The organism is Daejeonella sp. (assembly GCF_030684675.1).
In the GTDB taxonomy this organism is placed as follows: Bacteria; Bacteroidota; Bacteroidia; order Sphingobacteriales; family Sphingobacteriaceae; genus Daejeonella.
Genome location: NZ_JAUXXZ010000084.1, coordinates 1 through 25,075, shown reverse-complemented (window position 1 = coordinate 25,075; position 25,075 = coordinate 1). Strand labels below are relative to the sequence as shown.

20 protein-coding genes are annotated in these 25,075 nt (G+C 40.4%); 10 read left to right on the top strand and 10 right to left on the bottom strand.

What is annotated here, in order from left to right; translation table 11 throughout:
• Positions 1 to 43 precede the first annotated feature (43 nt).
• The 3 genes from Q8M41_RS18105 to Q8M41_RS18095 all read left to right on the top strand — a co-directional run bounded on the left by Q8M41_RS18105 (position 44) and on the right by Q8M41_RS18095 (position 3,764).
• Positions 44 to 2,254: a TonB-dependent receptor domain-containing protein gene (locus tag Q8M41_RS18105; protein WP_305366718.1), complete on the top strand. Its 2,211-nt coding sequence runs from the start codon at positions 44 to 46 to the stop codon at positions 2,252 to 2,254.
• A 118-nt stretch (positions 2,255 to 2,372) separates the two neighbouring features.
• A complete protein-coding gene (gene murQ / locus Q8M41_RS18100; RefSeq protein WP_305366717.1) occupies positions 2,373 to 3,188 on the top strand; it encodes an N-acetylmuramic acid 6-phosphate etherase in 816 nt (271 codons plus the stop codon).
• Positions 3,189 to 3,197: 9 nt separating this feature from the next.
• Positions 3,198 to 3,764: a hypothetical protein gene (locus tag Q8M41_RS18095; RefSeq protein ID WP_305366716.1), complete on the top strand. Its 567-nt coding sequence runs from the start codon at positions 3,198 to 3,200 to the stop codon at positions 3,762 to 3,764.
• 88 nt (positions 3,765 to 3,852) lie between these two features.
• Here the strand turns inward: Q8M41_RS18095 and Q8M41_RS18090 are convergent, their stop codons facing one another.
• Positions 3,853 to 4,338, bottom strand: coding sequence for a DNA-deoxyinosine glycosylase (locus Q8M41_RS18090; protein ID WP_305366715.1), 486 nt, complete (start codon positions 4,336 to 4,338; stop codon positions 3,853 to 3,855).
• Between the two features lie 427 nt (positions 4,339 to 4,765).
• Between Q8M41_RS18090 and Q8M41_RS18085 the strand changes: the two genes are divergently transcribed.
• The 4 genes from Q8M41_RS18085 to Q8M41_RS18070 all read left to right on the top strand — a co-directional run bounded on the left by Q8M41_RS18085 (position 4,766) and on the right by Q8M41_RS18070 (position 8,942).
• Positions 4,766 to 5,737, top strand: coding sequence for a 2-hydroxyacid dehydrogenase (locus Q8M41_RS18085; protein ID WP_305366714.1), 972 nt, complete (start codon positions 4,766 to 4,768; stop codon positions 5,735 to 5,737).
• Positions 5,738 to 5,947: 210 nt separating this feature from the next.
• Positions 5,948 to 6,913 carry a sugar phosphate isomerase/epimerase gene (locus tag Q8M41_RS18080; RefSeq protein WP_305366713.1) on the top strand — a complete coding sequence of 322 codons (966 nt, stop codon included), beginning with the start codon at positions 5,948 to 5,950 and terminating at the stop codon, positions 6,911 to 6,913.
• A 58-nt stretch (positions 6,914 to 6,971) separates the two neighbouring features.
• Positions 6,972 to 8,348, top strand: coding sequence for an amidohydrolase family protein (locus Q8M41_RS18075; RefSeq protein WP_305366712.1), 1,377 nt, complete (start codon positions 6,972 to 6,974; stop codon positions 8,346 to 8,348).
• A gap of 345 nt (positions 8,349 to 8,693) precedes the next feature.
• Entirely contained in the window at positions 8,694 to 8,942 is a 249-nt protein-coding gene (locus tag Q8M41_RS18070) for a DUF4157 domain-containing protein (RefSeq protein ID WP_305366711.1), read from the top strand.
• Positions 8,943 to 9,057: 115 nt separating this feature from the next.
• Here Q8M41_RS18070 and Q8M41_RS18065 read toward each other — a convergent pair whose 3' ends face one another.
• Positions 9,058 to 9,972: a metallophosphoesterase gene (locus Q8M41_RS18065; RefSeq protein ID WP_305366710.1), complete on the bottom strand. Its 915-nt coding sequence runs from the start codon at positions 9,970 to 9,972 to the stop codon at positions 9,058 to 9,060.
• Positions 9,973 to 10,594: 622 nt separating this feature from the next.
• Between Q8M41_RS18065 and Q8M41_RS18060 the strand changes: the two genes are divergently transcribed.
• Positions 10,595 to 12,043, top strand: a complete 1,449-nt coding sequence (locus tag Q8M41_RS18060) for an ammonium transporter (protein WP_370870534.1) — start codon at positions 10,595 to 10,597, stop codon at positions 12,041 to 12,043.
• 54 nt (positions 12,044 to 12,097) lie between these two features.
• Here Q8M41_RS18060 and Q8M41_RS18055 read toward each other — a convergent pair whose 3' ends face one another.
• Complete coding sequence (locus tag Q8M41_RS18055) at positions 12,098 to 12,571, bottom strand: ribonuclease H-like YkuK family protein (RefSeq protein WP_305366709.1); 474 nt, start codon at positions 12,569 to 12,571, stop codon at positions 12,098 to 12,100.
• Positions 12,572 to 12,879: 308 nt separating this feature from the next.
• Positions 12,880 to 14,562 (bottom strand): energy-dependent translational throttle protein EttA, encoded by a 1,683-nt coding sequence (ettA, locus tag Q8M41_RS18050; protein ID WP_305366708.1) that lies wholly within the window; start codon positions 14,560 to 14,562, stop codon positions 12,880 to 12,882.
• A 186-nt stretch (positions 14,563 to 14,748) separates the two neighbouring features.
• On the opposite strand from ettA, the gene Q8M41_RS18045 reads away from it, so the two are divergent.
• Positions 14,749 to 17,283 carry an ATP-dependent Clp protease ATP-binding subunit gene (locus Q8M41_RS18045; RefSeq protein WP_305366707.1) on the top strand — a complete coding sequence of 845 codons (2,535 nt, stop codon included), beginning with the start codon at positions 14,749 to 14,751 and terminating at the stop codon, positions 17,281 to 17,283.
• A 92-nt stretch (positions 17,284 to 17,375) separates the two neighbouring features.
• A complete protein-coding gene (locus Q8M41_RS18040) occupies positions 17,376 to 17,762 on the top strand; it encodes a hypothetical protein (protein WP_305366706.1) in 387 nt (128 codons plus the stop codon).
• 321 nt (positions 17,763 to 18,083) lie between these two features.
• Here Q8M41_RS18040 and Q8M41_RS18035 read toward each other — a convergent pair whose 3' ends face one another.
• The 6 genes from Q8M41_RS18035 to Q8M41_RS18010 all read right to left on the bottom strand — a co-directional run bounded on the left by Q8M41_RS18035 (position 18,084) and on the right by Q8M41_RS18010 (position 24,104).
• Positions 18,084 to 18,908, bottom strand: coding sequence for an enoyl-ACP reductase (locus Q8M41_RS18035; protein ID WP_305366705.1), 825 nt, complete (start codon positions 18,906 to 18,908; stop codon positions 18,084 to 18,086).
• A 69-nt stretch (positions 18,909 to 18,977) separates the two neighbouring features.
• Positions 18,978 to 20,642, bottom strand: a complete 1,665-nt coding sequence (recN, locus tag Q8M41_RS18030) for a DNA repair protein RecN (protein ID WP_305366704.1) — start codon at positions 20,640 to 20,642, stop codon at positions 18,978 to 18,980.
• 66 nt (positions 20,643 to 20,708) lie between these two features.
• Complete coding sequence (locus Q8M41_RS18025) at positions 20,709 to 21,602, bottom strand: DUF4835 family protein (RefSeq protein ID WP_305366703.1); 894 nt, start codon at positions 21,600 to 21,602, stop codon at positions 20,709 to 20,711.
• Positions 21,599 to 22,798, bottom strand: a complete 1,200-nt coding sequence (gene coaBC, locus Q8M41_RS18020) for a bifunctional phosphopantothenoylcysteine decarboxylase/phosphopantothenate--cysteine ligase CoaBC (protein WP_305366702.1) — start codon at positions 22,796 to 22,798, stop codon at positions 21,599 to 21,601. The genes Q8M41_RS18025 and coaBC overlap by 4 nt, the downstream gene beginning before the upstream one ends.
• Before the next feature lie 72 nt (positions 22,799 to 22,870).
• Positions 22,871 to 23,197, bottom strand: coding sequence for a DNA-directed RNA polymerase subunit omega (locus Q8M41_RS18015; protein WP_305366701.1), 327 nt, complete (start codon positions 23,195 to 23,197; stop codon positions 22,871 to 22,873).
• Between the two features lies 1 nt (position 23,198).
• On the bottom strand, positions 23,199 to 24,104 hold the full coding sequence (locus Q8M41_RS18010; RefSeq protein ID WP_305366700.1) for an outer membrane protein assembly factor BamD: 906 nt from the start codon (positions 24,102 to 24,104) through the stop codon (positions 23,199 to 23,201).
• Positions 24,105 to 25,075 lie beyond the last annotated feature (971 nt).

Below are 25,075 nucleotides of genomic sequence, written 5' to 3'. Positions count from 1 at the left end.
CAATTTGTAATATTGCAGACAATTTAAAATTAGTCTAATTAAGATGAAGCGGATTTTAGCTCTATTATTTGCCCTGATACTTATCCAAAATGCCACTGCTCAGATAAAACAAGCTGATCAAAGGTTAAAACTTGCCGACAGCACAATTATTGAAATGCCTCAGATTGTGATTATCGGAAAGCGGGATGGCTTAATCAGCAAAGTCCCGGGTTCAGCGACAGTTCTGAATTCCCGTGAGATTAGATTAACTGCCCCCCTTACCTCCAATGAAGTATTACGCAAAGTAACGGGAGTAAATGTGGTTGATGAGGAAGGTGCGGGATTACGTCTGAATATCAGTATTCGCGGCCTTGATCCCGACAGAAGCCGAAATGTTCTGATGCTTGAAGATGGTGTACCAATTGCTTTAGGCCCATACGGAGAACCTGAAATGTACTTCACCCCATCGATCGACAAAATGTCGGGTATCGAGATTCTGAAAGGCAGCGGGCAGATTCTTTACGGTCCGCAAACCATTGGAGGAATAGTCAATTTCTTTACCGCTGACCCACCTTCACAGGAAATTGCCCGTATCAAAATTTCAGGAGCAAAAGGAGGATTTTTCTCAGGATTTGGAACCTATGGCAATACCATCGGAAAAGCCGGAATTTTAGTTTCTTACCTGCACAAAAGAGCGGATGATTTGGGTCCGACACAATTCAGATTGAATGACCTTTCAGCAAAAATCAGATACGAATTAAATTCAAAATCAAATCTTGGGCTCAAGCTTGGCTACTACGAGGAGGAATCAAACTCAACTTATATTGGTTTAACTCAAACCATGTTTAATCAGGGTGATCAGGATTTTGTCCGCATGTCGCCATATGATAATCTTCCGGTAAAACGCCTTTCCGGAAGTGCTACGCACCAGCTTGAATTCAACGATAATATCAGTTTAAAAACAACTGCTTTTGCTTACACAACAACCCGCGACTGGCAAAGACAAGATTTCTCGTTCAGTTCAACTTCGGCAAACCAAACAGGTGTACAATGGGGAAATCCGGCTGTCAGCAATGGAGCGGTTTATATGTTAAACTCAACCGGTAACCGAAACAGGCAGTTTCAGGTTGCAGGAATAGAGCCGCGATTGAGTGTTAAGCACAATTTGTTTAATATCAAAAACGTACTTGAAACAGGTGCAAGATATTTATATGAAAAAGCCGACGAACAATTTATTGTAGGCAGCAATGCAAATACGGCCGAGGGCACATTGAGGGATAAAGAGGTAAGAACCGGCTATGCTTTCAGTGCCTATGCACAGAACAGGTTCGACCTGACTAAAAAACTTTCACTAAATGCCGGACTTAGACTGGAGAATTTTGATTACGAAAGGGAAATACTTCGCGGAAGATATCGCATTAATGGAGTAAACAACGTGATCAGAGACACCAGTATCATTGCTAAAGACAACACCATGGCTTTGATCCCAGGTGCCGGAATCAACTACTCAGCAAATGACAGGATTAATCTGTTCGCCGGGATACATAAAGGCTTCGCTCCTCCAAGAATTAAAGATGCGATCACTGCTACGGGTGTACCCTATAACCTGGATGCTGAACTGAGTACCAATTATGAGTTAGGTACGCGCATTAAGTTAAACGATTATTTCAATGCCGAATTAACCGGTTTCATACTCGACTTCAAGAATCAGATCATTCCGGTTTCAAATTCCTCAGGTAATTCGAATGCCAGCGGTGTGGTTAATGGAGGGCGAACCCTTCACAAAGGAATTGAAGCAGGCTTCCAGATTGATCTTGGAAAAATGGCAGGATTAAAAAACTCCTATACTTTTGAAAGCAGTATCACTGTTCAGGGTTCTGAGTATAGCAATGACCGTTTCATTTCGGCAAATGGCATCACAGTCAATGTAAAAGAGAACAAACTGCCATACGCAGCCAATCTGATGATCTGGAATGCTGCAGGCATAAATCTTCAGAATGGTTTTGGTTTCAGGGTTTCAGGAAATTATATCGGTTCACAGTTTACAGATGAGATCAACAGCGAAGTTCCATCGGCAAATGGAAGAACCGGAAAGATCAACAGCAGATACATTGTTGATGCAAATGCTTATTATCGTATTCCTAAAACCAATGCAAACCTGAACTTGTCTGTAAAAAACCTGACAGACCAAAGATATATCAGCAGCAGAAGGCCTGAAGGAATCAGGGTTGGATTACCAAGATTAATTACTGCAGGATTTGAGATATTTCTTTAAAAAATAGAAAGTATTAGAATTAGCACCCGCCCTGAAAATTCAGGGCGGGTTTTTTATTGCAAATTAATTGATCAGCTAAAAGATAATATTCCGATTTTTGTAGTCGTAAAAAATAAACATGAAAAGAACAACCGAAGCTGATTCCAACTATACTGATCTCGATAAAATGTCTGTTGCAGAATTACTGCAGGGAATGAATAATGAGGACAAAACAGTGCCTTTTGCCATTGAGAGAGCAATTCCGGCAATTGAAAAGGTCGTCAATGTAATTGTTGAAAAAATCAGTGCAGGAGGGAGACTGTTTTATATTGGAGCAGGTACTAGCGGACGGCTGGGCATACTCGATGCATCCGAATGTCCGCCAACCTATGGTGTGCCATTTGACATGGTGATCGGAATTATTGCCGGAGGAGATAAAGCGATCCGAAAAGCTGTTGAAAATGCTGAAGATAACAGGGGGCAGGCATGGAAAGACTTACTGGAGTTTAATATTTCAGATAAAGATGTTCTTGTAGGAATTGCAGCATCCGGAACCACACCCTATGTTATCGGGGGATTAAAAAAGGCGAATGAAAACGGGCTTGAAACTGCTTGTATTGTATGCAATGCGGGAAGTCCGGTAGCTGCCGAAGCCAAACATCCGATTGAGGTGGTTGTCGGCCCGGAATTCGTCACAGGTTCAACCCGCATGAAATCAGGAACGGCTCAAAAACTTGTCCTGAATATGATCAGTACCTCCACGATGATCCGTCTGGGTCGGGTAAAAGGGAATAAAATGGTTGACATGCGGCTTAGCAATGTAAAACTTGTTGGCCGTGCAATTAACATGGTGATGCAGGCAACCGGTCTGGATTCAGGCACAGCACAAAAGCTTCTCGAACGACACGGAAGCGTTCGCAAAGCAGTTGACAATGCTGCCTCATCAGAACTATAATTTCAAAAAATGCATGAAATAGAACCATATTACCGATGGAGGGACGATTATATTGCTTCAGAAGATGCGCTTTCGCCATTTTTTGAAACAAAATATAATGAGTTTGAATTCGATAAGCAGATTTATAATTATCTGATTCATCCCCAATGGGATTTCTTTGGTTCTCAAACCTTATATCTCAAAGTTTTGTATGCCGATTATGAAAAAGGCTATGCAATCATCGAGTTCATGGGTGAATGGAACGATGCCCTTCACAATGATATCATGACACTCAAGCGGGAAATTCTGGATTTGATGGTCATTGAAGGAATCGATAAATTCATCCTGATTGGAGAAAACATACTTAACTTTCATTCATCCGATGACTGTTATTATGAAGAATGGTTTCAGGATGTGGAAGAAGGCTGGATTGCAGGTATTAATTTCAGAGAACATGTAATCAGTGAATTCAGACGAAACAATATTGATTACTACATCAATTTCGGCGGAAACCTGGATGATATGGCCTGGCGAAATCTAAAGCCTGTCCAATTATTTAAGCAGGTAGAAATGGCATTAAGCAGAAGACTGAATTGAGCGCAAAGCTGAAAGATAAAAAGTATCTAAGTGAAGCTGTTACTGATTAAGCTTTTGGCTTTCATTTCTTTCGCTCTCAATTTGTTCCCTATTTTAAATGTTCGAGAACAATTCTCCATTCCTTTGCTTTCTGATCATATGTTTTCCAGGTATTTGCGCGGCTTGGGGAGGGTAATACATGATAGCTTCGAACCGGGCTTTTAATAACATAACGATTATAAAAGTCCTCTGCTTTCTTACTTGCAAAGAAAACGGTCTTAATGTCTTTATATTGATTATAGAAAGTCTTAAAATCATTTGGTATTTCATTTTTTATTGCATTATCAGAACTGCCCTCACCTTCGCAATTTTGAAGCACATCCCATAATGCAATCTTATGATCTGTAAGCAATTTTTTTCGTTCCGCATAGTTGCTGCTGAACGGACGTTCAAGAATGTTGAACATGATCTTCCAAAAGTGATTCCCGGCATGTCCGTAATACTGCTGAAGCTGCAGAGATCGCTCGCCGGGCATGGTCCCTAAAATTAGGATCCGGCTCCCGGCATCTGCGCTAGGTTCAAATGCTGTTTTCATATTAATCGGTTTTGCTGAAGGCTTGCCGCCAAAGAATTATAAGATTTATAAAGAAAGTATTTAGTACAAATGAGGGTTGTTGAAAACTCTATTACCAGCCAAAAATACATTTAATGGGCTATTTTGACTGCTGCTGATTCAAAATAAGCATAGCTACATTATTGCTAATATTTCTATGAGCCGATTAATTAAGGTAATCGGCTCATATTTTTTGTATATTTGAGCCGAATAGAATTCATAATCGGCTCATCACCTTTAACTGCCAACAAGAAAACTGGCCTATTGTAGGAGACACAGCATTGTGTTAAATGCGCTCAATTTATCAATCCGATAATTTATATTTGAAACAAAGGCTATCCATTTGCTTCTTTGCCGGAGCAAAGATTCTCTTCAACATAAATTTCTTTTCAAAAATCCCCATTCAATAATGCATTTAATTGTCTATAGTGTCAGCTCCTTTGAAATAGAGTATCTCGAAAGTGCGAACAGCATGAAGCATGAGATTATCTTAAAGTCACAGCCTTTAGGACTTGAATCTGCCGGTCTGGCTAAGGGTGCGGAAGCTGTAATAATATTTACTTCAGACGATGCTTCTGAGCCTGTTATCAATGCCCTGGCCGATATGGGTGTTAAATATATCCTCACCCGTTCTTCGGGAACTGATCATATCGACTTAAAAGCCGCAGAAAAGAGAGGGATTAAAGTCGCTAATGTCCCTTCCTATTCGCCACAAGCTATTGCAGAACAGGCGGTTATGCTGGCATTGGCATTGAGCAGAAAACTAATTGATACCTCCCGACTCGTTCAGGATTATAATTTCACGATTGAAAAGCACGTTGGCTTTAATTTCTTTGGTAAAACAGTGGGTCTTATTGGTTTAGGAAGCATTGGAAAAGCGACAGCAGCAATTTTTAAAGGATTAGGCTGTCGGGTGATTGCCTTTGATATTAATGAGAAAATGGTGATGGATGCAATCGAGAGAGTGAGCTTAGAGATCCTTTTAGAACAATCTGATATTATATCCTTACACGCACCATTAAATGAAAGTACGCGATACCTGATTAATCAGGAAACTATGTCACAAATGAAAGATGGAGTCATGCTTCTCAATACCTCACGTGGAGCTTTGATCAAATCTGAAGATCTTCTGGCAAAACTTGAAAATGGGAAAATCGGATACCTTGGCCTGGATGTTTATGAATTTGAAAAAGGGCTTTTTTTCGAAGATCATAGTGATGACATTGATAAAGATAAATTACTACAAAAGCTTATCAATCATAAAAACGTGATCATCACACCTCATCAGGGTTTTTTAACCCGGGAGGCTTTACAGGAAATCGCTCAAATTACGATGAATAATATTAATGCCTGGGAAAAGGAATTCGGACAAACATCATAGTTGAATGAGTTATGAGAATTCAGAGTGGGTTTCAAACCCGCATTATCTGAATATTCGACATGGCCTGCGGAACATGTCGAACAGCATTATTGGTATATATTCGAAGTGGTTTTTGTTTCCGAATTTTTAATAAAATTCAAAGAGAAAGCGTAAATTAAGGTCTCTTTTAATGCCAGAAATTAACACGAAACAATTAATTCTTAATGCTTTATGGATACCGAAAATAATAAGTCGAGGAGAAATTTTATTAAGAGTTCTGTTATTGCCGGTACTCTGCTTCCTTTTATGTCGAACGATCTTTTTGCAGATGTGCTTGGGAGTAAAAAAGTTATTGAGCCCTTAAATGTCTCTGTTTTTTCCAAGCACCTGCAATTTTTAAACTACAATGACATGGCTGATGCAGCAGCCGAAATAGGTTTTAATGGGGTAGATCTTACGGTGCGTCCCAAAGGTCATGTTTTACCCGAACGGGTGGAAACAGATTTGCCAAAAGCAATGGAGGCCATTCGAAAAGCTGGTCTTGCTACAACAATGATTACTACCGCTGTTCAGGATGCTAATGATCCTACCGATAGAAAATTGCTGGAGACTGCTTCCGGACTTGGCGTTAAATACTATCGCATGAACTGGCTCAAATATCCCGAGGGGAAAAGTATTCCTGAGGCTATGATGCAATTCAAAAAGACGCTGACGGAGATAAGTCATTTAAACAGAAAACTCAATATTACAGGTTGCTATCAAAACCATTCGGGGAACCTTGCCGGGGCTTCGATATGGGAGCTGTGGGAGATACTTAAAAATGCTGATCAGCGGAATATGGGTGTACAGTATGATATTCGTCATGCCGTGGTTGAAGGAGGAATGTCATGGAAAAACGGGCTCAATTTAATTCATCCTCATGTTAAAATTCTGGCCATAAAAGATTGCATTTGGCTGAAGAAAAATGGGAGCTGGGTTGTTGAGAATGTACCTTTGGGAGAAGGAATGGTTGATTTTAAAGCCTATTTTAAGATGTTGAAGGAATTCAACATACAGGTCCCGGTATCCCTGCACTATGAATATCCAATGGGTGGAGCTGAACATGGAGCGAGCAGTATTTCAACAGATAAGCAGATCATTTTTGCTCATATGAAAAGAGATCTCCTGAAATTGCAGCAACTCTGGCAGGAGGCTTGATTATCAAATTCTTAAATTTTGTTTAAATGTGCAGATAATCTGCAATTACCTGTTTAAAATGAACGAGCTTTTTCAATATATGGGCGGGTTGTTCCGGCAGTTTGGTTTCTTTATTCTGCTTTTTACTGCATCCAATACATTTGCCCAGCAATCTGCGCAAACAGGAATCCTGCTAAAGAATCTCAATCTGATTGACGGCAGGGGTGGCACAGTCCAGGCGAATACGGATATTCTGATTGAAGGGCAGCGCATCGCAGCCATTGGAAGAGGTTTAAAAAGTGCCGGAGCCCGTATAATTGATCTTCAGGGAAAGACAGTGATGCCGGCAATGATCAGTGCCCATGTTCATGTCGGGGTGATCAGTGGGAATGCTCAAAGCGGTACATTTTTTACAAGGGAGAACGTACTGGCACAATTAAAAAAATATCTGGATTATGGCATAAGTACAGTTCAAACGCTGGGCACCGACAGACCTTTATTGTATGAAAACGGGTTTCGGGATTCTTTAATGAAAGGTCTTTTACCCGGTGCCCGTCTTTTTTCTGGTGGATATGGTTTTAATGTTCCCGACCCATCTGTCAGGAAGGAATCTTTTATGGGGAATTTATACCGCCCCGTTTCTGCGTATGAAGTTCCGGGAATGATGAAAGAACTTAACGGACTTAATCCATCGATGGTGAAGATCTGGGTTGATGGTTCGCCTCAAACCAAAATGAAGCCTGCTATTTATCAAAAGATTATTCAGGAGGCACATCGGTATCAGCGCAGGGTGGCAGCACATGTGTATTATTTATCTGATGCCCGTCAGCTCATCAGCTCCGGAATAGATGTGTTCGGACACAGTATCCGCGATAATCTGGTGGACGATGCATTGATCGCTCAGATGAAAGCCAGAAAGATCCCATACATCCCAACACTTGCGCTCGACAAGTTCGCACATGCTTATATGTCAAAACCAAACTGGCTCGAGGATCCCTTTTTTAAGGCTGCTCTCGAACCAGGGGTGTATGAAATGATTTCTTCCTCATCCTACCAGAATGAACAAAAAGCTTCAGCTGCTGCAGTCCGAAGTGCTGCAGCATTCAGGGTAGCCCTTCAGAATGTGAAAAAACTCCATGATGCAGGTGTACTGGTAGCGCTGGGTACCGACTCAGGAGCCTTTCCTATCCGTGCTCAGGGCTTTGCCGAACATCTGGAATTGGAATTGTTGGTTGAAGCCGGTTTGAGTCCGCTGGAGGCGATCCGTATAGCTACTTTAAATGCTGCCCGGGTTCTGCGGATTGAGAAGGATTATGGTAGCATAGAAAAGGGAAAGATTGCCGATTTGCTTATTCTGGATGCAAATCCGCTTGAGAACATTCAGAATACAAGGAAAATTTATGCAGTGTACAGGGTGGGACAGATGGTTAGTAGAGGGCCTTTTAGTGTTGAATAGCTGTTGTGAGAGAATTAAACCTTTCATAGAGAGTATCGTAAACCTGAATCAAGGAATTGAATTTGTGATTCCATTTCTTAATAATAAATTTAATTCTGCAGGATTTGATTTGATCCAGATCCAGGCTGGTAACAGATATTATGAAAATTCACACGTCGAAAAGAGGTAAAAAAATACAGGTTCTGCTGATGCTGAGCAGGTTGGTCAGACAGGAATTGCTGAATCCAAACTGAAGCAGGAAAATAACACTGGCTTACCTGATAATCTGAAATCAGGCATAGAAAATCTTTCGGGGTACTCAATGGACGAAGTAAAAGTGCATTATATTCTCCGCAGCCGGCACAATTGCAGGCACACGCCTGTGCTCAGGGGACTGATATTCACTTAGCAACAGGAGAGGAAAGGCACCTGCCCCATGAAGCCTGGCATGTGGTTCAGCAAAAGCAGGGCAGAGTAAAACCTACCATGCAAATAAAGGATGAGGTAAATATCAATGATGATAAATCCTTAGAGCATGAGGCTGATGTAATGGGGAATAGGACCCTGCAATTAAAAGCAGCATTACTGAGTGCGAAAAAAAATGAGGGTGCTTAAAATGTGAATGGTAAGCAGTGGATTCAGCCTGACGGATTAAATGGTGATATAAACAATCTGATCACTGTTTTGATCGATTATATAAGGAAAAGTCCAAAATGATGAGTTTGAAACTTCAGTCCAACAACATCTGCCTGATCGTAAACAATTCCTTCGATCGTGGATTAACAGTCACATGAACTGTGGCGATATCGGCATCTCCAAAAACCTGTAAACGGGTAAAATTAAGAATGGTAGATCGCTTATCAGGATTCAGCAAGGGCTTGTCGACAATAAAACGATGTGAGTCGCCATTGACCCAGAGCACTGGTTTGCCATATTGCCTGCTGAGCTGAGATAATTTATCAATAATCTTTTGGTAGGCCGGAGATATAGTTCTGCTGTAGAACATATCAGCCTGGGTAAACATAACCAAACCTGCTTTGTCAGAAGCCCTGGCATAAATTTCATCGAGCCAGGCTAAATTAGCTTTCTCCCTTTCTATAAATTCAGTATTGTCTGTCCCTTTAAAATTATTGTTTGTGCCTACTAAATGAACCGAGGCGAACTGAATCCCGCCATGCTCCCAGGCTACATTTTCAACATATCTGGCAAATTCAGGATTACTGCTCTGAGTACTTAGCGGTATTTTTTTCTGTCCCAGGCTTTTGCTATCCTTAAAAAACATCCTTCTCAATAAGGTCAGTCTCTCCAGCGGATCATATTTACCTGCTGCTTCCCGGTTGCAATCTGTCCATTCATTATCCCCCGGAGTGTATATTAATGGTCTGGAAAAGCTTTCAAAATAACCGAAGATCCTATTAAAATATTCGTCAGAACAAACAGTTGAACCTGATTTAAAATCGCCAACATGCACACTAAAGGCGGGCTTTTCTCTATTAACCTCTTTGATTAGATTTTCGAAACGGGCATAATCATCAGGCAGACGATAAGGCATATCCCCGAAGGCTATAAACTCAAATTTTTTACTTTGTGCGGATGCACTTGCTCCGGAAACTAAGAGCAAAAGGAAGAGGCAGAATATTCTCACGGTTTGGGTTTTTTGTACCAATAAATTTAATCAGTTTTTGCTGGATGCAATAAATAAAAGAAGGAAAGGATTTTGAAATATCACTGGTGTCTGGTAAAAGTTTTTGTTTTTCGACCCTGAAGGGCAATGTTATTATTTAAGAGTACGGTTATGCTCTTTGGTTCCCGCTTTCGTGGTGACAAGGATTGTTTGGGGATTGTGGGGGTTACAGCCTGCCTGCGAATCACGTTGTTTGAAAAATTGTGGAGTTCCCAGCCTTCGCGGGAACCATTGTGCCTAACCGGAATCTTAACTCAGTGACATTTGGTTCAACCCTTCATATCCAATTGGCGCTTATTTTTTCAAAATCTTCACCTTTTTTTCATAAATTCTTAAATTTTCAATTGAAATTCCGAAATTCAATCTTAAAATTCATGATTTTTAATGTTTTTATTTGTAAAATTTTAAATTTCATTCTATTTATAGAATATTTTATATGTTAAAATTTCATTTTGAATTATAAAATTCTTAAAAATTGTATATTTTATTAAAAAAGTATCGAAATAATAATGATTTTATTCAAAATGATTATACATTTGTATCAAATAATTAAAATTTTGTTCTGTTAATAAGAAATTTTATCATGAAAGTCGGACTAAAGCAAATTTTGCCATTTTTAATTCTTGCCAGCATAGCTATAGCTGCAGTTTTTGTTCCTTCTCTTCCGGATTTTGCCGATACCGGCAAGTATAACGGAGCTGATATCGCCTGGTTACTGGTTGCTACGGCTCTGGTTTTCCTTATGACACCAGGTTTAGCATTCTTTTACGGTGGAATGGTTCATCGCAAGAATGTGATTTCAACAATGATTAAGAGTGTCGTTGCTGCCGGGGTCGTAAGTATCCTTTGGGTTACCGTCGGATTCAGCCTTTCTTTTGGAGAGAGTATCGGTGGTGTTATTGGTGATCCAAGAACTTTTCTGTTCTTCCAGGGAGTGAATTCAGGTGAGCCCTGGAGTCTGGCGCCAACCATACCCTTAACATTATTTGCCTTATTCCAATTAATGTTTGCGATCATAACACCTGGTTTAGTGGTTGGAGCAGTTGCAGAACGTATTCGTTTTACCTCTTATATTTTATTCATAGTTCTGTTTAGTTTGCTGGTTTATGCGCCAATCGCACATTGGGTATGGCATCCGGATGGGTTTTTATTTAAAATGGGTGGACTTGATTTTGCAGGAGGTGCTGTTGTTCACATCTCTGCAGGTATGGCCGCTTTAGCAGGTGCGATGGTATTAAAACGCAGACAAACACATCTTAACGGACAAGAAGTTCCACCTGCAAATATTCCTTATGTTTTGATAGGAACAGGTCTACTATGGTTTGGATGGTTTGGCTTTAATGCTGGTTCCGCACTGGGAGCTAATGCCCTCGCAGTATCCGCTTTTGCAACAACCAATGTCTCAGGAGCAGCAGGAGGATTATCCTGGATGTTCTTCGATGTAGTGAGAGGTAAAAAGCCATCAGTACTTGGTTTCTGTATCGGTGCGGTTGTCGGTCTTGCAGCTGTAACTCCAGGTGCCGGATTTGTAGGCATTCCACAGAGTATTTTTATAGGTTTTGTGGCAGCGATAATTTCAAACCTTGCTGTATACTGGAAAACAAAAACTACGCTGGATGATACACTTGATGTATTCCCTTGCCATGGAGTAGGTGGTATTGTAGGTTTATTATTAACCGGATTGCTGGCTACAAAAACAGTTAACCCTGCGGGTTCTGACGGATGGTTCTATGGAAATCATGAGTTTTTCTTTACCCAGCTTAAATTAGTTGCTATCACAGTTTCCTATAGTTTTATTGTCTCTTATGGTATCTTCAAATTCATCAATTTATTACAACCTATGCGTGTAAGCTCTGAGGAAGAGGAGGAGGGACTTGATTCAACCCAGCATAATGAAAAATACACACAAGGCACACTGCTAGTAAGTAGCCATGGATTTATCTATGAAAAGGAAGTAGAGGATGAAATGGAGGAAGACATGGAGAATGTGAGGCAGATCGTTACTGAACACACTAAACTAAAATCATCATAAACCAATTATCATTCACCAAAGAAGCCATTGCCTAAAAACAATGGCTTTTTTTGTTTACTGAACAAGCTTATTAGCGCAAGCTGAACTGGCAAAGGCTTCTGGTTTTGCTTTAAATACAAAGCCCATACTTAAAATATATCCCATAGCTTCGTGTAGTGCCATGTTTGATTTGAAATTCGGGTTCGTATTGATATCAGCATGAACTTCCAGATCTACATCATAAAGATCAAGCAGGTCACAAAGGGAATAGGCACATTCGATTGATTTCTGGACTTCTGAAAGCATGCGTTCTTTAATTCCCATTCTCAAGGAAGAGCGCTCCTGGTGGATATACATGAATCCACCTTTCTTTTCTCTTAAGAATACAATGACAGTCGCGAAGTCGATGATTGATCCTTTTACCTGGGAATCTGTGCCGATACAAACTTTTAATTTATTACCCAGTGCAGATTCGCGTTCGATAGCATGCTCAACTTCTTCAAGGATCGGGCTTTCGATGGTTTCTCCATTAAATTTTTTCCAAGTCATAAATTTTGATTCAAGGTTGAATTTTTATTTAAACCGGTGTAAAACAGGAAATTGCAATACAATTAAAGATAGCTGTTAATCTTCCAAACTATCGGCACAGGTATGTTATTTATTTGTTAACATATTAACAATGAGGAGGTAGTCCCCTCTGGTTGGTACTCTGGTCGGTGTTATCACCAACCAGTCTACTATTCAGCCACTGTTCGGCGTTCTCACCGACCAGCTTTATCAGGGTTTATGGTAAGGATAACACCGACCAGAGGAAATTACCCTATGGTTGGTTATCACCAACCAGTCCGAGCATAATCTTAGTCCGTCAGTTTTTTATATCTCAAACGGTGGGGTGTTATGTCGCCCGTACGTTTCTTTCTGTTTTCTTCGTATTCAGAATAGTTTCCTTCGAAATAATAAACCTGGGAATTGCCTTCAAAGGCCAGAATGTGGGTACAAACCCTGTCAAGAAACCATCGATCGTGGGAAATGATCACTGCACAGCCACCAAAATTCTCTAATCCTTCTTCAAGTGCTCTCAATGTGTTTACATCAATATCATTGGTCGGCTCATCCAGCAAAAGCACGTTAGAACTTTTCTTCAGAGTAATTGCAAGGTGAACCCTGTTTCTCTCACCCCCGGATAAAACACCAACTTTTTTCTGCTGATCTGCTCCGTTAAAGTTGAACTTGGAGACATATGCTCTTGAGTTTACAGGCCTGTTTCCAAGCAGAATGGTTTCATTGCCATCGGTGATGTTTTCCCAGACTGATTTTTCAGGATTGAGATCGTCATGGTTCTGATCAACATAACCAAGAGCTACCGTTGGACCAACTCTAAATGATCCTGAATCCGGTTGTTCCTGACCAGTAATTAAGCGGAATAAAGTGGTTTTTCCAGCCCCGTTTGGTCCGATGATCCCAACAATACCTGCTGGAGGTAATGAGAAACTCAGGTTATCAAAAAGTATCTTATCACCATAGGCTTTGCTTACATTTTGAGCTTCGATCACCAGGTTACCAAGTCTTGGTCCGGGTGGGATAAACAACTCCAGTTTATCTTCACGTTCTTTGGTGTCTTCAGAAGCCAGTTTCTCATAATTTGATAAACGTGCCTTTGATTTCGCATGACGGGCTTTTGGAGCCATTCGTACCCATTCCAATTCCCTTTCAAGAGTTTTCTGACGTTTACTTTCAGTTTTTTCTTCAGATTCCAAACGCTTGGATTTTTGTTCCAGCCAGGATGAATAGTTTCCTTTCCATGGAATACCTTCTCCACGGTCAAGCTCAAGAATCCATCCGGCCACATTATCCAGGAAATACCTGTCGTGGGTTACTGCAATTACAGTTCCTTTATATTGTTTCAAATGTTGCTCCAGCCAGTCGATACTTTCAGCATCGAGGTGATTGGTAGGCTCGTCAAGCAAGAGAACATCGGGTTCCTGAAGCAGCAAGCGACATAATGCTATGCGTCTTCGCTCACCTCCTGACAATATGGCAATTTTGGTATCAGGCTCCGGACAACGTAATGCATCCATCGCCCGCTCCAGTTTACTGTCAAGTTCCCATGCCCCACAAGCATCAATCTGATCCTGTAATTCACCCTGTCTGGCGAGTAGTTTATCCATCTCATCGGCATTCTCATAAACCTCCGGAAGACCGAATTTTTCGTTTATCTCCTCATACTCTTTGAGGATGGCGGTTGTTGAGGCAACACCCTCCTCTACAACTTCCCGAACCGTTTTTTGAGGGTCTAAAATGGGTTCCTGAGCCAGATAGCCCACAGTATAGCCCGGAGCAAACACAACTTCACCCTGGTATGATTTGTCTAATCCGGCAATAATCTTTAGTACAGATGACTTACCTGAACCGTTTAATCCGATTACCCCAATCTTTGCTCCGTAAAAAAAAGACAGATAGATATTTTTAAGAACCTGTTTCTGTGGAGGGTAAATCTTATTCACCCCGGCCATAGAAAATATTATTTTTTCGTCTGACATTCGTATATTGATTGAGGTTCAAATATCGGATTTTAGTCAGAGACATGTCAACTTTATTATGTCTTCATATCGTAAAACCTTTTTAACCGAAATGGCGTAATTGTTGATAACTTGTTACAATAGCCAGAGGTCTATTAATTCATTTTATTAATAGCTTAGGGCATTAAAATACAGAAAGGTATACTAATGGAAGCGAAATTTTCTCCACGCGTCAAAGACGTGATATCATATAGCAGAGAAGAAGCTCTGCGTCTGGGCCATGATTATATTGGCACAGAGCATTTATTGCTGGGACTTATCCGGGAAGGAGATGGGATGGCAATAAAAATTTTAAAAGGTTTAGGAGTTGATACCGCCCGTTTGCGCAAATCTGTGGAGGATTCTGTGAAGGGTACATCCAGTACGACTGTTAATCTTGGAAATATTCCTTTAACAAAGCAGGCAGAGAAAGTTCTGAAAATCACTTACTTAGAGGCTAAAATATTCAAAAGTGATATTATCGGTACGGAACATTTGCTCTTATCGATTTTGAGGGATGAGGATAATATTGCTTCTCAGATATTGCAACAGTATAATGTGAACTACGATATATTTAAAGCTGAAGTAGAGAATAATAAGGAAGGCTTCCGTGATGAAGCTCCGGGTTCACCTGCCGGTGATGATGATTTCAGGGAAGAGGAAAGTTTTAGCCAACCCAAAAAGGTTTCTGACATCAAATCCAAAACTCCGGTTCTGGATAATTTTGGCCGGGATCTGACTCGTGCTGCTGAGGATGGCAAACTGGATCCTATTGTTGGTCGCGAAAAGGAAATTGAACGGGTATCCCAGATTTTATCCCGTCGTAAAAAGAATAATCCGATACTGATTGGTGAACCGGGTGTGGGTAAATCTGCAATTGCCGAAGGACTTGCATTACGAATTGTTCAGCGTAAAGTATCCCGTGTATTATTTAATAAAAGGGTAGTTACTCTGGATCTTGCTTCTTTAGTTGCTGGTACCAAGTATCGTGGTCAGTTCGAAGAAAGGATGAAAGCAGTGATGAATGAACTGGAGAAATCTCCTGATGTCATTCTGTTCATCGATGAAATCCATACTATTGTTGGAGCCGGTGGTGCATCAGGTTCGCTGGATGCTTCCAATATGTTCAAACCTGCTTTAGCAAGAGGTGAAATTCAATGTATTGGTGCTACAACTCTCGATGAGTACCGTCAGTATATTGAAAAGGATGGTGCTTTAGACCGTCGTTTCCAGAAGGTAATGGTTGAGCCGGCAACTCCGGTTGAGACTATTGAGATCCTGAACCGCATTAAAGAAAAATATGAAGAGCATCACGGTGTAACCTATACTGATGAAGCTATCAATGCTTGTGTTAGTTTAACAACCCGATATATCACTGACCGATTCCTGCCGGATAAGGCTATTGATGCCCTAGATGAATCAGGATCACGTGTTCACCTGACCAATATCCATGTGCCGCAAAACATAATTGATGTGGAGCAGAAGATAGAGGAGATCAAAATTGAAAAGAATAAGGTTGTTCGCAGTCAGAAATATGAGGAAGCTGCTAAACTTCGTGATACGGAGAAAAACCTGCTCGAAGAGCTTGAAAAAGCAAAAAGTGAGTGGGAAGCAGAAACCAAGACTAAGCGCTATACCGTAACCGAAGATAATGTTGCCGAAGTAGTATCCATGATGACCGGTATCCCTGTTCAAAGGGTTGGTCAGACCGACAGCATCAAATTGCTGGGAATGTTTGATGCAATTAATACGAGAGTGATTGGTCAGGAAGATGCGGTTAAAAAATTAACGAAAGCAATTCAGCGTACACGTGCCGGATTGAAAGATCCTAAGAAACCAATTGGCTCGTTTATATTCCTGGGCCCGACCGGTGTTGGAAAGACAGAATTGGCCAAAGAACTTGCCCGTTTCATGTTTGATACTGAGGATGCATTGATTCAGGTTGACATGAGTGAATACATGGAGAAATTTGCGGTCTCACGTTTAGTTGGAGCGCCTCCGGGATATGTGGGTTATGAAGAAGGCGGACAACTGACAGAAAAAGTCAGAAGAAAACCATATGCTGTTATTCTTCTGGATGAGATTGAAAAGGCTCACCCGGATGTGTTTAATATACTTTTACAGGTACTTGATGAGGGTCAGCTTACGGATAGTCTGGGCCGTAAAGTGGATTTCAGGAATACGATCATCATTATGACTTCGAATATCGGAGCCAGACAATTAAAGGATTTCGGACAGGGTGTTGGTTTCAGTACTGTGGCAAAGTCGTCACAGGCCGATACTTACTCGAGAGGAGTTATAGAAAATGCATTGAAACGTGCCTTCGCTCCTGAGTTCCTGAATCGTGTGGATGATGTTGTTGTGTTTAATTCACTGACTAAGGAAGATATCTTCAAAATCATTGATATTGAGTTAAAAGCCCTTTTCGATCGTATACAAGGATTAGGGTATGAAATTAAACTTACTGAGGCCGCCAAAGATTTCATCGCCGAAAAGGGTTATGATTCAAACTTTGGGGCACGTCCTTTGAAGCGTGCGATCCAGAAACATCTTGAAGATCCGATTGCTGAAGAAATTCTGAAAGGGGAGTTGGCCGAGGGAGATACAATGGAGGTAGATTACGATAAGGAAAAAGAAGAAATTCGGATTGTCTCTAAAGCCAAGACTGTGAAAAGAAAGAAAGAAGAAAAGAAAGAGGAATAAGCTATTTTAATTCTTTAAAAAGGGCTGACAGATGCAACTGTCAGCCCTTTTTTTTCGTCATCATTATACAGGCCTTTCCTGTATTGAGTATTATGAAAAAGTCAGTCTTTCTTTTTGCCATGAGTATTATGTTATTAGGTGCAGGATGCAAAAAGGAATATATTGTCCCTAACCGCACCATTTTTGCAACTCTTAACCCGGGGAACTGGATTAAGCTTGATGGAGGCCGTAGTTATACCGCTTCAATCAATATGCCTGAGATCGATAACAATTTCAACGATTATGGGGCAGTTCTGGTTTATATTTCCTTTGATAATGGGACTTATGAGCAGATCCCTCAGGTTTACAATGGTGTTTCCTATAGTTATTTAACCCGTTCGGGACAGATTGCTTTAGAGATACAGAGTTCTGATGGAATTGGAACAGTCACCCCACCAGGATCGGTAAAGGTGAAGATTGTGCTAATCGAGTCAATCTAATAGAGTTGAGAAGGGAGAGTGGAGAGTGGAGAGTGGAGAATTGAAAAAGATCATATTTCAGAACACAAAAAGACCCTCACTGGAATTCCAGAAAGGGTCTTTTTTGTAAATGTGTACGGCGTTTAGAGCGTTAGGGATCGGAGTGAAAATCCTTTTTATGCGAAGCAGAAAAAGATTGTAACGTAGAGCCCGGCCCGCCCAAGCGGGCAACGTCCAGAATATTCTTAAATTAAGGATAGAAATTAATTATTCAATCTCAAATAATATATAACTCCTCAATTTATACCACAATCAGTAAGTTCTTCTTCCCTACTTCAATTATTAACCCTCACCATTCTCAACCCCTAAACGGTACATCACATCATCACTTACTCCGGTAGAAGAATATCCGCCGTCGTGAAATAGGTTTTGCATAGTCACCATGCGGGTAAGGTCAGAGAATAAGGTGATACAATAATCTGCACAGGATTCTGCATCAGCATTTCCAAGTGGTGCAATTGCATCGGCATAATCGTAGAAACTACCAAAACCCTTGATTCCGGTACCTGCAGTAGTTTTTGTTGGAGACTGTGAAACGGTGTTGATACGAACTTTCTTATCCAGTCCGTAGTGATAACCAAAACTTCTGGCAATCGATTCAAGCATTGCCTTGATATCAGCCATGTCAGTATAGAAAGGGTAGGTGCGCTGCGCTGCCATATAAGTCAGTGCAACCACGCTTCCCCATTCGTTTATTGCATCCAGTTTCTTGGCTACACTTAACATTTTATGTAAGGATAGGGCAGAAACATCTATTCCTTTTTGAAAGTATTCGTAGTTAAGTTCAGGATAAGGAATCTTCTTGCGTATGTTAACACTCATGCCAATCGAGTGAAGAACAAAATCGATTTTTCCTCCCAGAATTTCCTGAGATTGAGTAAACAGATTGGTCAGGTCTTCTACGCTTGTAGCATCAGCTGGTATAATTTGGGATCCGGTGGCTTCGGCCAATGAGTTAATTTCACCCATCCGCATGGCTATTGGTGCATTGGTAAGAACAAATACAGCACCTTCTTCATGAGCTTTCTCTGCGACTTTCCAGGCAATTGAATTTTGATCCAAAGCACCTGAAATGATTCCTCTTTTACCTTTCAGTAAGTTATACATATGATTGATTTTGGTTTTTGACGTAAATAAAAAGGTAAAGTTATTATTAATCTCTAATTCTTAAACTCTTTAAAAATTTAAGAGTAATTCTCTTGCATTTTGTATTGCAGATTCTCCCGGATTATTGCCGCTGAGCATTTTTGCAAGTTCCATCACCCGTTCTTCTTTATCCAGTTCCCGGATGTTGGTATGCGTAATATCGCTTTCTTCATCCTTATAAACACAGAAATGAGTGTTTCCTTTGCTGGCAATCTGTGGCAGATGGGTTATAGCGATAACCTGCATATTTTTTGATAATTTCTCCATAATATTCCCAACTTTCAATGCCACCTCTCCCGAAATTCCGGTGTCGATTTCATCAAATATTATGGTTGGAAGTGAGGTATGCATCGCAACCAAAGATTTAATGGCAAGCATCAAGCGTGAAAGTTCACCTCCGGAAGCAACCTTATTCATTGGTAATGGACTCTGTCCTTTATTTGCACTGAAAAGAAACCTGATTTGATTATTTCCGTTTGTGTCGAATTTGCCATCCGGCAGGCTTTCATTTAATATTTGCAGAACAGCATTTGGCATGCCAATTTCTGATAATGTATTCATTACCTGTGTTTCTACCTTTGGGATAGAATCATTTCGGCGTTTACTGATTTGATTTGCCAGATCTGTCATTTCCTGGTGCAGCTTATCGCTCTCAGTTTTTAATTTCTCAATATCTTCATCAGCGAATAAAATGCTGCTGATCTTTATTGAAAACTGATCCCGGACGCTGATTAATTCGGTATCAGAGTTTACACGATGTTTCTTCTGCAGGGAGTAAAGTAAATCCAATCGCTCATTTACTTCTTCTAGCCTTGATTCATTAATCAGACTCCTTTGTTCAAGGTCTTCTAACTCAGAAATGAGGTCTTTTATTTCTATCAGGGTGCTGTTTAGTCTTTCAGTGATTTTGCCTATTTCAGGTTTAAACTTTTCTGCATTGGCTAAACTGACTAATGCCTCCTTAATTTGGACAGCAACTGAGGGCTCATTTTCGCTCAATAGGCCAATTGAAATAAGTAAACTTCTTTTAATCTCTTCAGCATGAGTCAATTCGCTCTGTTCCTGTTCGAGTTCTTCCTGCTCACCTGCACTTAAACCTGCTTTTTCGAGTTCGTCAAACTGAAACTGGAAATAATCGAGATCTGCTTTGTTTTGCTCACTATGGCTAATCAATTCCTTTAGGCGGGATTGAGCATTTCTATAAGATTTGTATGTTTTTCTGTAGTCCGAGAGTAGGTCTTCATTCCCTGCTACTGTATCAATAACCAGTAACTGAAATTCTTCATCGTTAATTTCGAGTGTGGCATGCTGCGAATGAACATCGATTAGCTTCTCCCCAAGTTTTTTCAGGAGAGTCAGATTGACTGGAGTATCATTGATAAAGGCCCTCGTTTTTCCATCGGAGGAGATTTCCCTTCTCAAAACCGTTTCACGGTCATAGTCAAGATCGTTTTCGCTAAAGAAATCTTCAAGCTGAAAACCATTTACTTCAAAGGTTCCTTCGATCACACATTTTTTCTGCTGGTTAAAAAAGTACTTCCCTTCAGCACGCTGACCTAATATTAAGGATAGTGCTCCAAGGATGATTGATTTCCCCGCTCCGGTCTCACCGGTCATGATATTCAGTTCATTTGAGAATGAAATATCCAGGTTATCAATTAAGGCATAATTTCTAATTGCCAGTCGCTTGAGCATGTATTCGTAAAAATTTGAGCTAAATTATTAATTTGATTAATTGTACCGGCATTCATGATTCGCATGTTATGGCTTTTTGAGGATCTCATACTTTAAACTGTTTGAAGGATCAATCACCGATAAAGCACTATAAGCTTTCATCTTTTCCTGAGGTTCGGCGGCACTAAGAATGTTAATTATCTCATCCGCTTTGGCTGTAAAAAAGATCTGATTTAAAATGGTGCCTTGTTTCTGTCTGTCAATTTTCTGAAGCTGTGGAATGACAGAAAGTACCGCTTTTCTCCCTTTGGATTGGCTTTCTGCCATTACATCCAAACCTTCTCTGTGGTAAATGTAAAGGCTTTCACGAATCGGGTTATACGACTTATTAGTTAGGTTCTCTACAAGCCAGAATCGGTTTTTCAGGTTTTCAATAGCTTTCCATCCGGTATTTGGAGCGGTTTGAGCATTGTTCAATACCGTTTGAGCTTTCTCGAAATAGGGGCTCCCTCCGAATTTGGAAAAGCTATCATAATCCATCCCGGTAATGATGTAGGCATAAAACGCAAGTAATGAACTTAAGTTATTGATATAGTTTTGTTCAGAAAAATCGAGTGGCTGACCTTCAGAATAGGTAAAGCCAAAATCCCTGTCACTTATATTCAAAAGGGTACTGCTGTAAGAGCTATTAAATACCGGCCTGTTCGATTGAATCTGGGCTTCTGCTTTGAAATTGCTGGAACCATCCCAGTCGGTGATAGTAATTACAAAATTGCAATCTATTCTTTCCTGAGGCTGAAGCGCATCTGCAGACCATCGCTTGTTATTTAGGAAATCTTTGATACTTGTTTCGAGAATATCGAGGACCCGTTTATTTGAATTGGCCAGTTGTGGTGTCAGAATCTGTACACGCGCATTCAAATCCTGAGAATGAACTGTATGGGAAATGATCAGAAAACAAAAAAAGATCAGGTATTTCATCCTAATAAATCTAATACTTTTTTACAGATATCTGTTGCAACTTCAGTCTTCGGTTTCAATTCAAATGTTTCTTTATTGAGTTTTCGGTCAATGATTGTAATCTTGTTACTATCATTCTTAAATCCTGCCCCCTCATCTCTTAGTGAATTCAATACAATGAAGTCCAGATTTTTCTTTTCAAGTTTCTTAATTGCATTTTCTTCCTCATTATTGGTTTCAAGGGCAAAGCCGACAAGTATTTGCCCGGGTTGTTTTTCTTTTCCTAATGATGCCAAAATATCAGGGGTCTTGATCATGTCGATTATGAACTCTGAACTATCCTTTTTGATTTTGGTGAGAGAGATGTCCTTAGGCCGGTAATCTGCGACAGCCGCACTTAATATGGAAATATCTGTTCCTGTAAAATTGTTCAGGGCTGCTTCAAGCATTTCCTCGGCAGAGGTAACGTCGATTCTCTTAATTCCCTGATTGCTAAGTTTGAGCGATGTTGGTCCGGTAACCAGGACAACGGAGGCGCCTAAAGCAGCTAGTTCTTCAGCAATCGCAAATCCCATTTTTCCTGAGGAATGGTTGCCAATGAATCTGACAGGGTCGATTGCTTCATAGGTTGGTCCTGCAGTTACAAGAGCCTTCTTACCTTTTAATGGAAGTTTTTTTTTTAGTTCATCACTCAGGAATTCTAAAATAGCTTCAGGCTCTGCCATCCGCCCTTCTCCTGTTAACCCGCTGGCTAATTCACCATAGCCTGGCTGGATCATTGTGTTCCCAAAACTGATCAGTGAAGAAATGTTCTTTTGTGTTGCGGGATGTTTCCACATATCCAGATCCATTGCCGGAGCAAAGTAAACCGGGCATTTAGCTGAAAGATAAACCGCTGTAATCAGATTGTCACATAATCCATTAGCGAATTTAGCCAGAGTATTGGCACTTGCAGGGGCTATGATCATCAGATCGCCCCACAATCCCAGTTCTACATGATTATTCCAGCTTCCGGTTTCAGGATTGGAATAATTGCTAAGTACTGGATTTTTGGATAGGGTAGAGAGGGTTAGTGGTGTGATGAAGTTGCAGGCATCCTTAGTCATGACAATCCTCACATTTGCACCGGCCTTAACCAGTAAACGTACCAGAGATGCCGATTTATAGCTGGCAATGCTGCCACAAACGCCTAGGAGAATGTTTTTGTTAGTAAGCATAGGGCAAAGATCTACCCATCTTAAAGCATGCATGGTGCATAGCACATGAAAGTACTATGCTCCCTTGCTTCATTAGTTTTGCTCTTTAGAAGGATTGCGGTAATAAACCTTGTCGTGTAAAAACTCATCCACAGCAATAAGCGATGGTTTAGGCATGCGCTCATAATGTTTAGATATTTCAATTTGCTCACGGTTTTCAAATACCTCTTCTAAATTGTCATTAGAGGATGCAAATTCTGCCAGTTTACCATGAAGTTCTTCTTTCAGGTTATTCGCAATCTGGTTAGCACGCTTACTGATAATTACAATCGACTCATAGATATTGTCTGTTGTTTTATCCAGTTCACGAACATCACGTGTTACTGTACTGTTAGGAATAACGGGTTTAGTAATACTCATTTTACTTGTTTTTAGTGTCTTCTTTTTTACTTTCTTCTGCAGCTTTGATTTTTTCTTCCTGTGCTTTCATTTCTGCTGTTTGCAGAGCAATCAGTTTTCTTACATCAATAATAGCTTTTTCGCTGCTTTTCTTTATGTCTTCCGCTTCTTTCAGGTATTTACTTGAAGGATAATTTTGTACAAATTCGTTATATAATTGAATGGCCTCATTGTAACGCTCTTCCTGTTTGATTTCAAAACTTGCTTTAGCATATAATGCCTGAGCCCTTATGGTTAGGAATTCCATTTCTTCGGCATATTTTGTGTCGGGAAATTCGCGTGCTGAATTTCTGAAAGCAATTACTGCCGATTTATAATCTCCAATATCCAGGAATAGCTTAGCATTAGCGTAGGACTTAGTTTCGAGTTTATCACGCAGATTGCTGATCAATTTACTTGCTTCGGCAACACGCTCACTTTTAGGATATAAGTTTATGAATAATTGTAAGGCCTCAATTGCTTTAACCGTATTTTCCTGATCCAGTGAAAATGTTGGAGATTCGAGGTAAAAGCAATAGGCAGCCATAAAGCGGCATTCTTCAGCTTTTGCACTGGAGGCATAGGTATCGGCAAATGTTTTAAAATGATATCTGGCGGTAGTATAATCCCTTAATTTATAATGCGTGTATGCAAAATAATAGGAAAGATCCTCAGCTTCTGCTGTCCCGCGATATTTGGTAACAAGATCATCAAATAGACTGAGAGCTTTATTATAGTCCTTTTTTTCATAAAGACGCACAGCTTCCCGATACTTTTTAGCGGTATCATTGCTTGCACGTAATTTTTCAAATTTGCTTTTGCAGCCTGCAAACGCAATTATTATAACCAGTAATATGCTTAGGGATATGTTAAGCTTATTTTTAAACATTCTGCAAAGATAAGGTAAATCAGTAAAATTTCAATTATTAATTGACACTCGTTAATATATACGCGAAAATATCCCTTTGTATATATATAGATGGATGTTTAACATTCTTTAACAAATATATCACATGCAGTAGCATAAGGTAATAGTCTGCTATTCGATGAGGGAGATTTATAGGGGCTGCATTTAAATGCCGGGTATGCCCAGGCGCGCTTAATAAAGGTGCGGAAACGTTCGTCATCATTGTTGTTGCTTAAATAGAGAGCTAGCAAATTTAATATGCCATGTTACTATTATTGTTTAGCCCAGGTTTTTCATGTTAAAGCTAAGAACAAGGATTACGGATGTTATTATTTTTTTGAAAGCAGAGCCTGTGGTTTTTCGGCTCGGGTAGTCGGGTGCTCTGCAGTAGTTTTGCGAAAGACGTTCACATTCGGCATGGGGTTTTATGGCCGCAAAAGCTACTGCTGCCGCCCCCGTTTATTTTGGTCAGGTTATATGCTTTTAAATCTATAGCAGCAAAGATTGATTCCTGAAAGTTATTTCCTGAATTATCATTTTCACCACTCATTCACCACTCACACCACTTGCACACCGCTCAGTTGCCACTTGTTCAATGGTTCCGGACCGGTTGCAGACCAGTTGCAGACCAGTTCAGTACCGTTTGGAGCATACTGTATTGGGTTATTGTGTATTGATGTGGGTTCAGTGGCAGGAATCAGAACTTAAAACGCCTGTATTTCGATGTAATATACTACTAGTCGGCTGTTTTGGTACCGTATTGCCTGAGCTGAAAGATAAGAGATACTATCATCCTTAATTTTTTCGGGCTTGTTACCAGCGACTTACCTACGTTCTACGATTTAATTCGTCTTAAGTATTGTGTAGTAAGGTTGAAATGTATACCTTTGCAACCCGCAACGAAGGAGATGTGGGCTGTTGTTTGAGGGTTTTGGAGGTATTAGGAGCGGTGG

Coding starts and splice junctions, on each gene's coding strand:
- Q8M41_RS18035 (WP_305366705.1), bottom strand. CDS start 18,908: ATGTATAACTTACTGAAAGGTAAAAGAGGAATCATTTCAGGTGCTTTG.
- Q8M41_RS18040 (WP_305366706.1), top strand. CDS start 17,376: ATGAAAAAGTCAGTCTTTCTTTTTGCCATGAGTATTATGTTATTAGGT.
- coaBC (WP_305366702.1), bottom strand. CDS start 22,798: ATGCTTACTAACAAAAACATTCTCCTAGGCGTTTGTGGCAGCATTGCC.
- Q8M41_RS18010 (WP_305366700.1), bottom strand. CDS start 24,104: ATGTTTAAAAATAAGCTTAACATATCCCTAAGCATATTACTGGTTATA.
- recN (WP_305366704.1), bottom strand. CDS start 20,642: ATGCTCAAGCGACTGGCAATTAGAAATTATGCCTTAATTGATAACCTG.
- Q8M41_RS18075 (WP_305366712.1), top strand. CDS start 6,972: ATGAACGAGCTTTTTCAATATATGGGCGGGTTGTTCCGGCAGTTTGGT.
- Q8M41_RS18055 (WP_305366709.1), bottom strand. CDS start 12,571: ATGACTTGGAAAAAATTTAATGGAGAAACCATCGAAAGCCCGATCCTT.
- Q8M41_RS18105 (WP_305366718.1), top strand. CDS start 44: ATGAAGCGGATTTTAGCTCTATTATTTGCCCTGATACTTATCCAAAAT.
- Q8M41_RS18085 (WP_305366714.1), top strand. CDS start 4,766: ATGCATTTAATTGTCTATAGTGTCAGCTCCTTTGAAATAGAGTATCTC.
- Q8M41_RS18095 (WP_305366716.1), top strand. CDS start 3,198: ATGCATGAAATAGAACCATATTACCGATGGAGGGACGATTATATTGCT.
- Q8M41_RS18060 (WP_370870534.1), top strand. CDS start 10,595: ATGAAAGTCGGACTAAAGCAAATTTTGCCATTTTTAATTCTTGCCAGC.
- Q8M41_RS18045 (WP_305366707.1), top strand. CDS start 14,749: ATGGAAGCGAAATTTTCTCCACGCGTCAAAGACGTGATATCATATAGC.
- Q8M41_RS18080 (WP_305366713.1), top strand. CDS start 5,948: ATGGATACCGAAAATAATAAGTCGAGGAGAAATTTTATTAAGAGTTCT.
- murQ (WP_305366717.1), top strand. CDS start 2,373: ATGAAAAGAACAACCGAAGCTGATTCCAACTATACTGATCTCGATAAA.
- ettA (WP_305366708.1), bottom strand. CDS start 14,562: ATGTCAGACGAAAAAATAATATTTTCTATGGCCGGGGTGAATAAGATT.
- Q8M41_RS18015 (WP_305366701.1), bottom strand. CDS start 23,197: ATGAGTATTACTAAACCCGTTATTCCTAACAGTACAGTAACACGTGAT.
- Q8M41_RS18090 (WP_305366715.1), bottom strand. CDS start 4,338: ATGAAAACAGCATTTGAACCTAGCGCAGATGCCGGGAGCCGGATCCTA.
- Q8M41_RS18025 (WP_305366703.1), bottom strand. CDS start 21,602: ATGAAATACCTGATCTTTTTTTGTTTTCTGATCATTTCCCATACAGTT.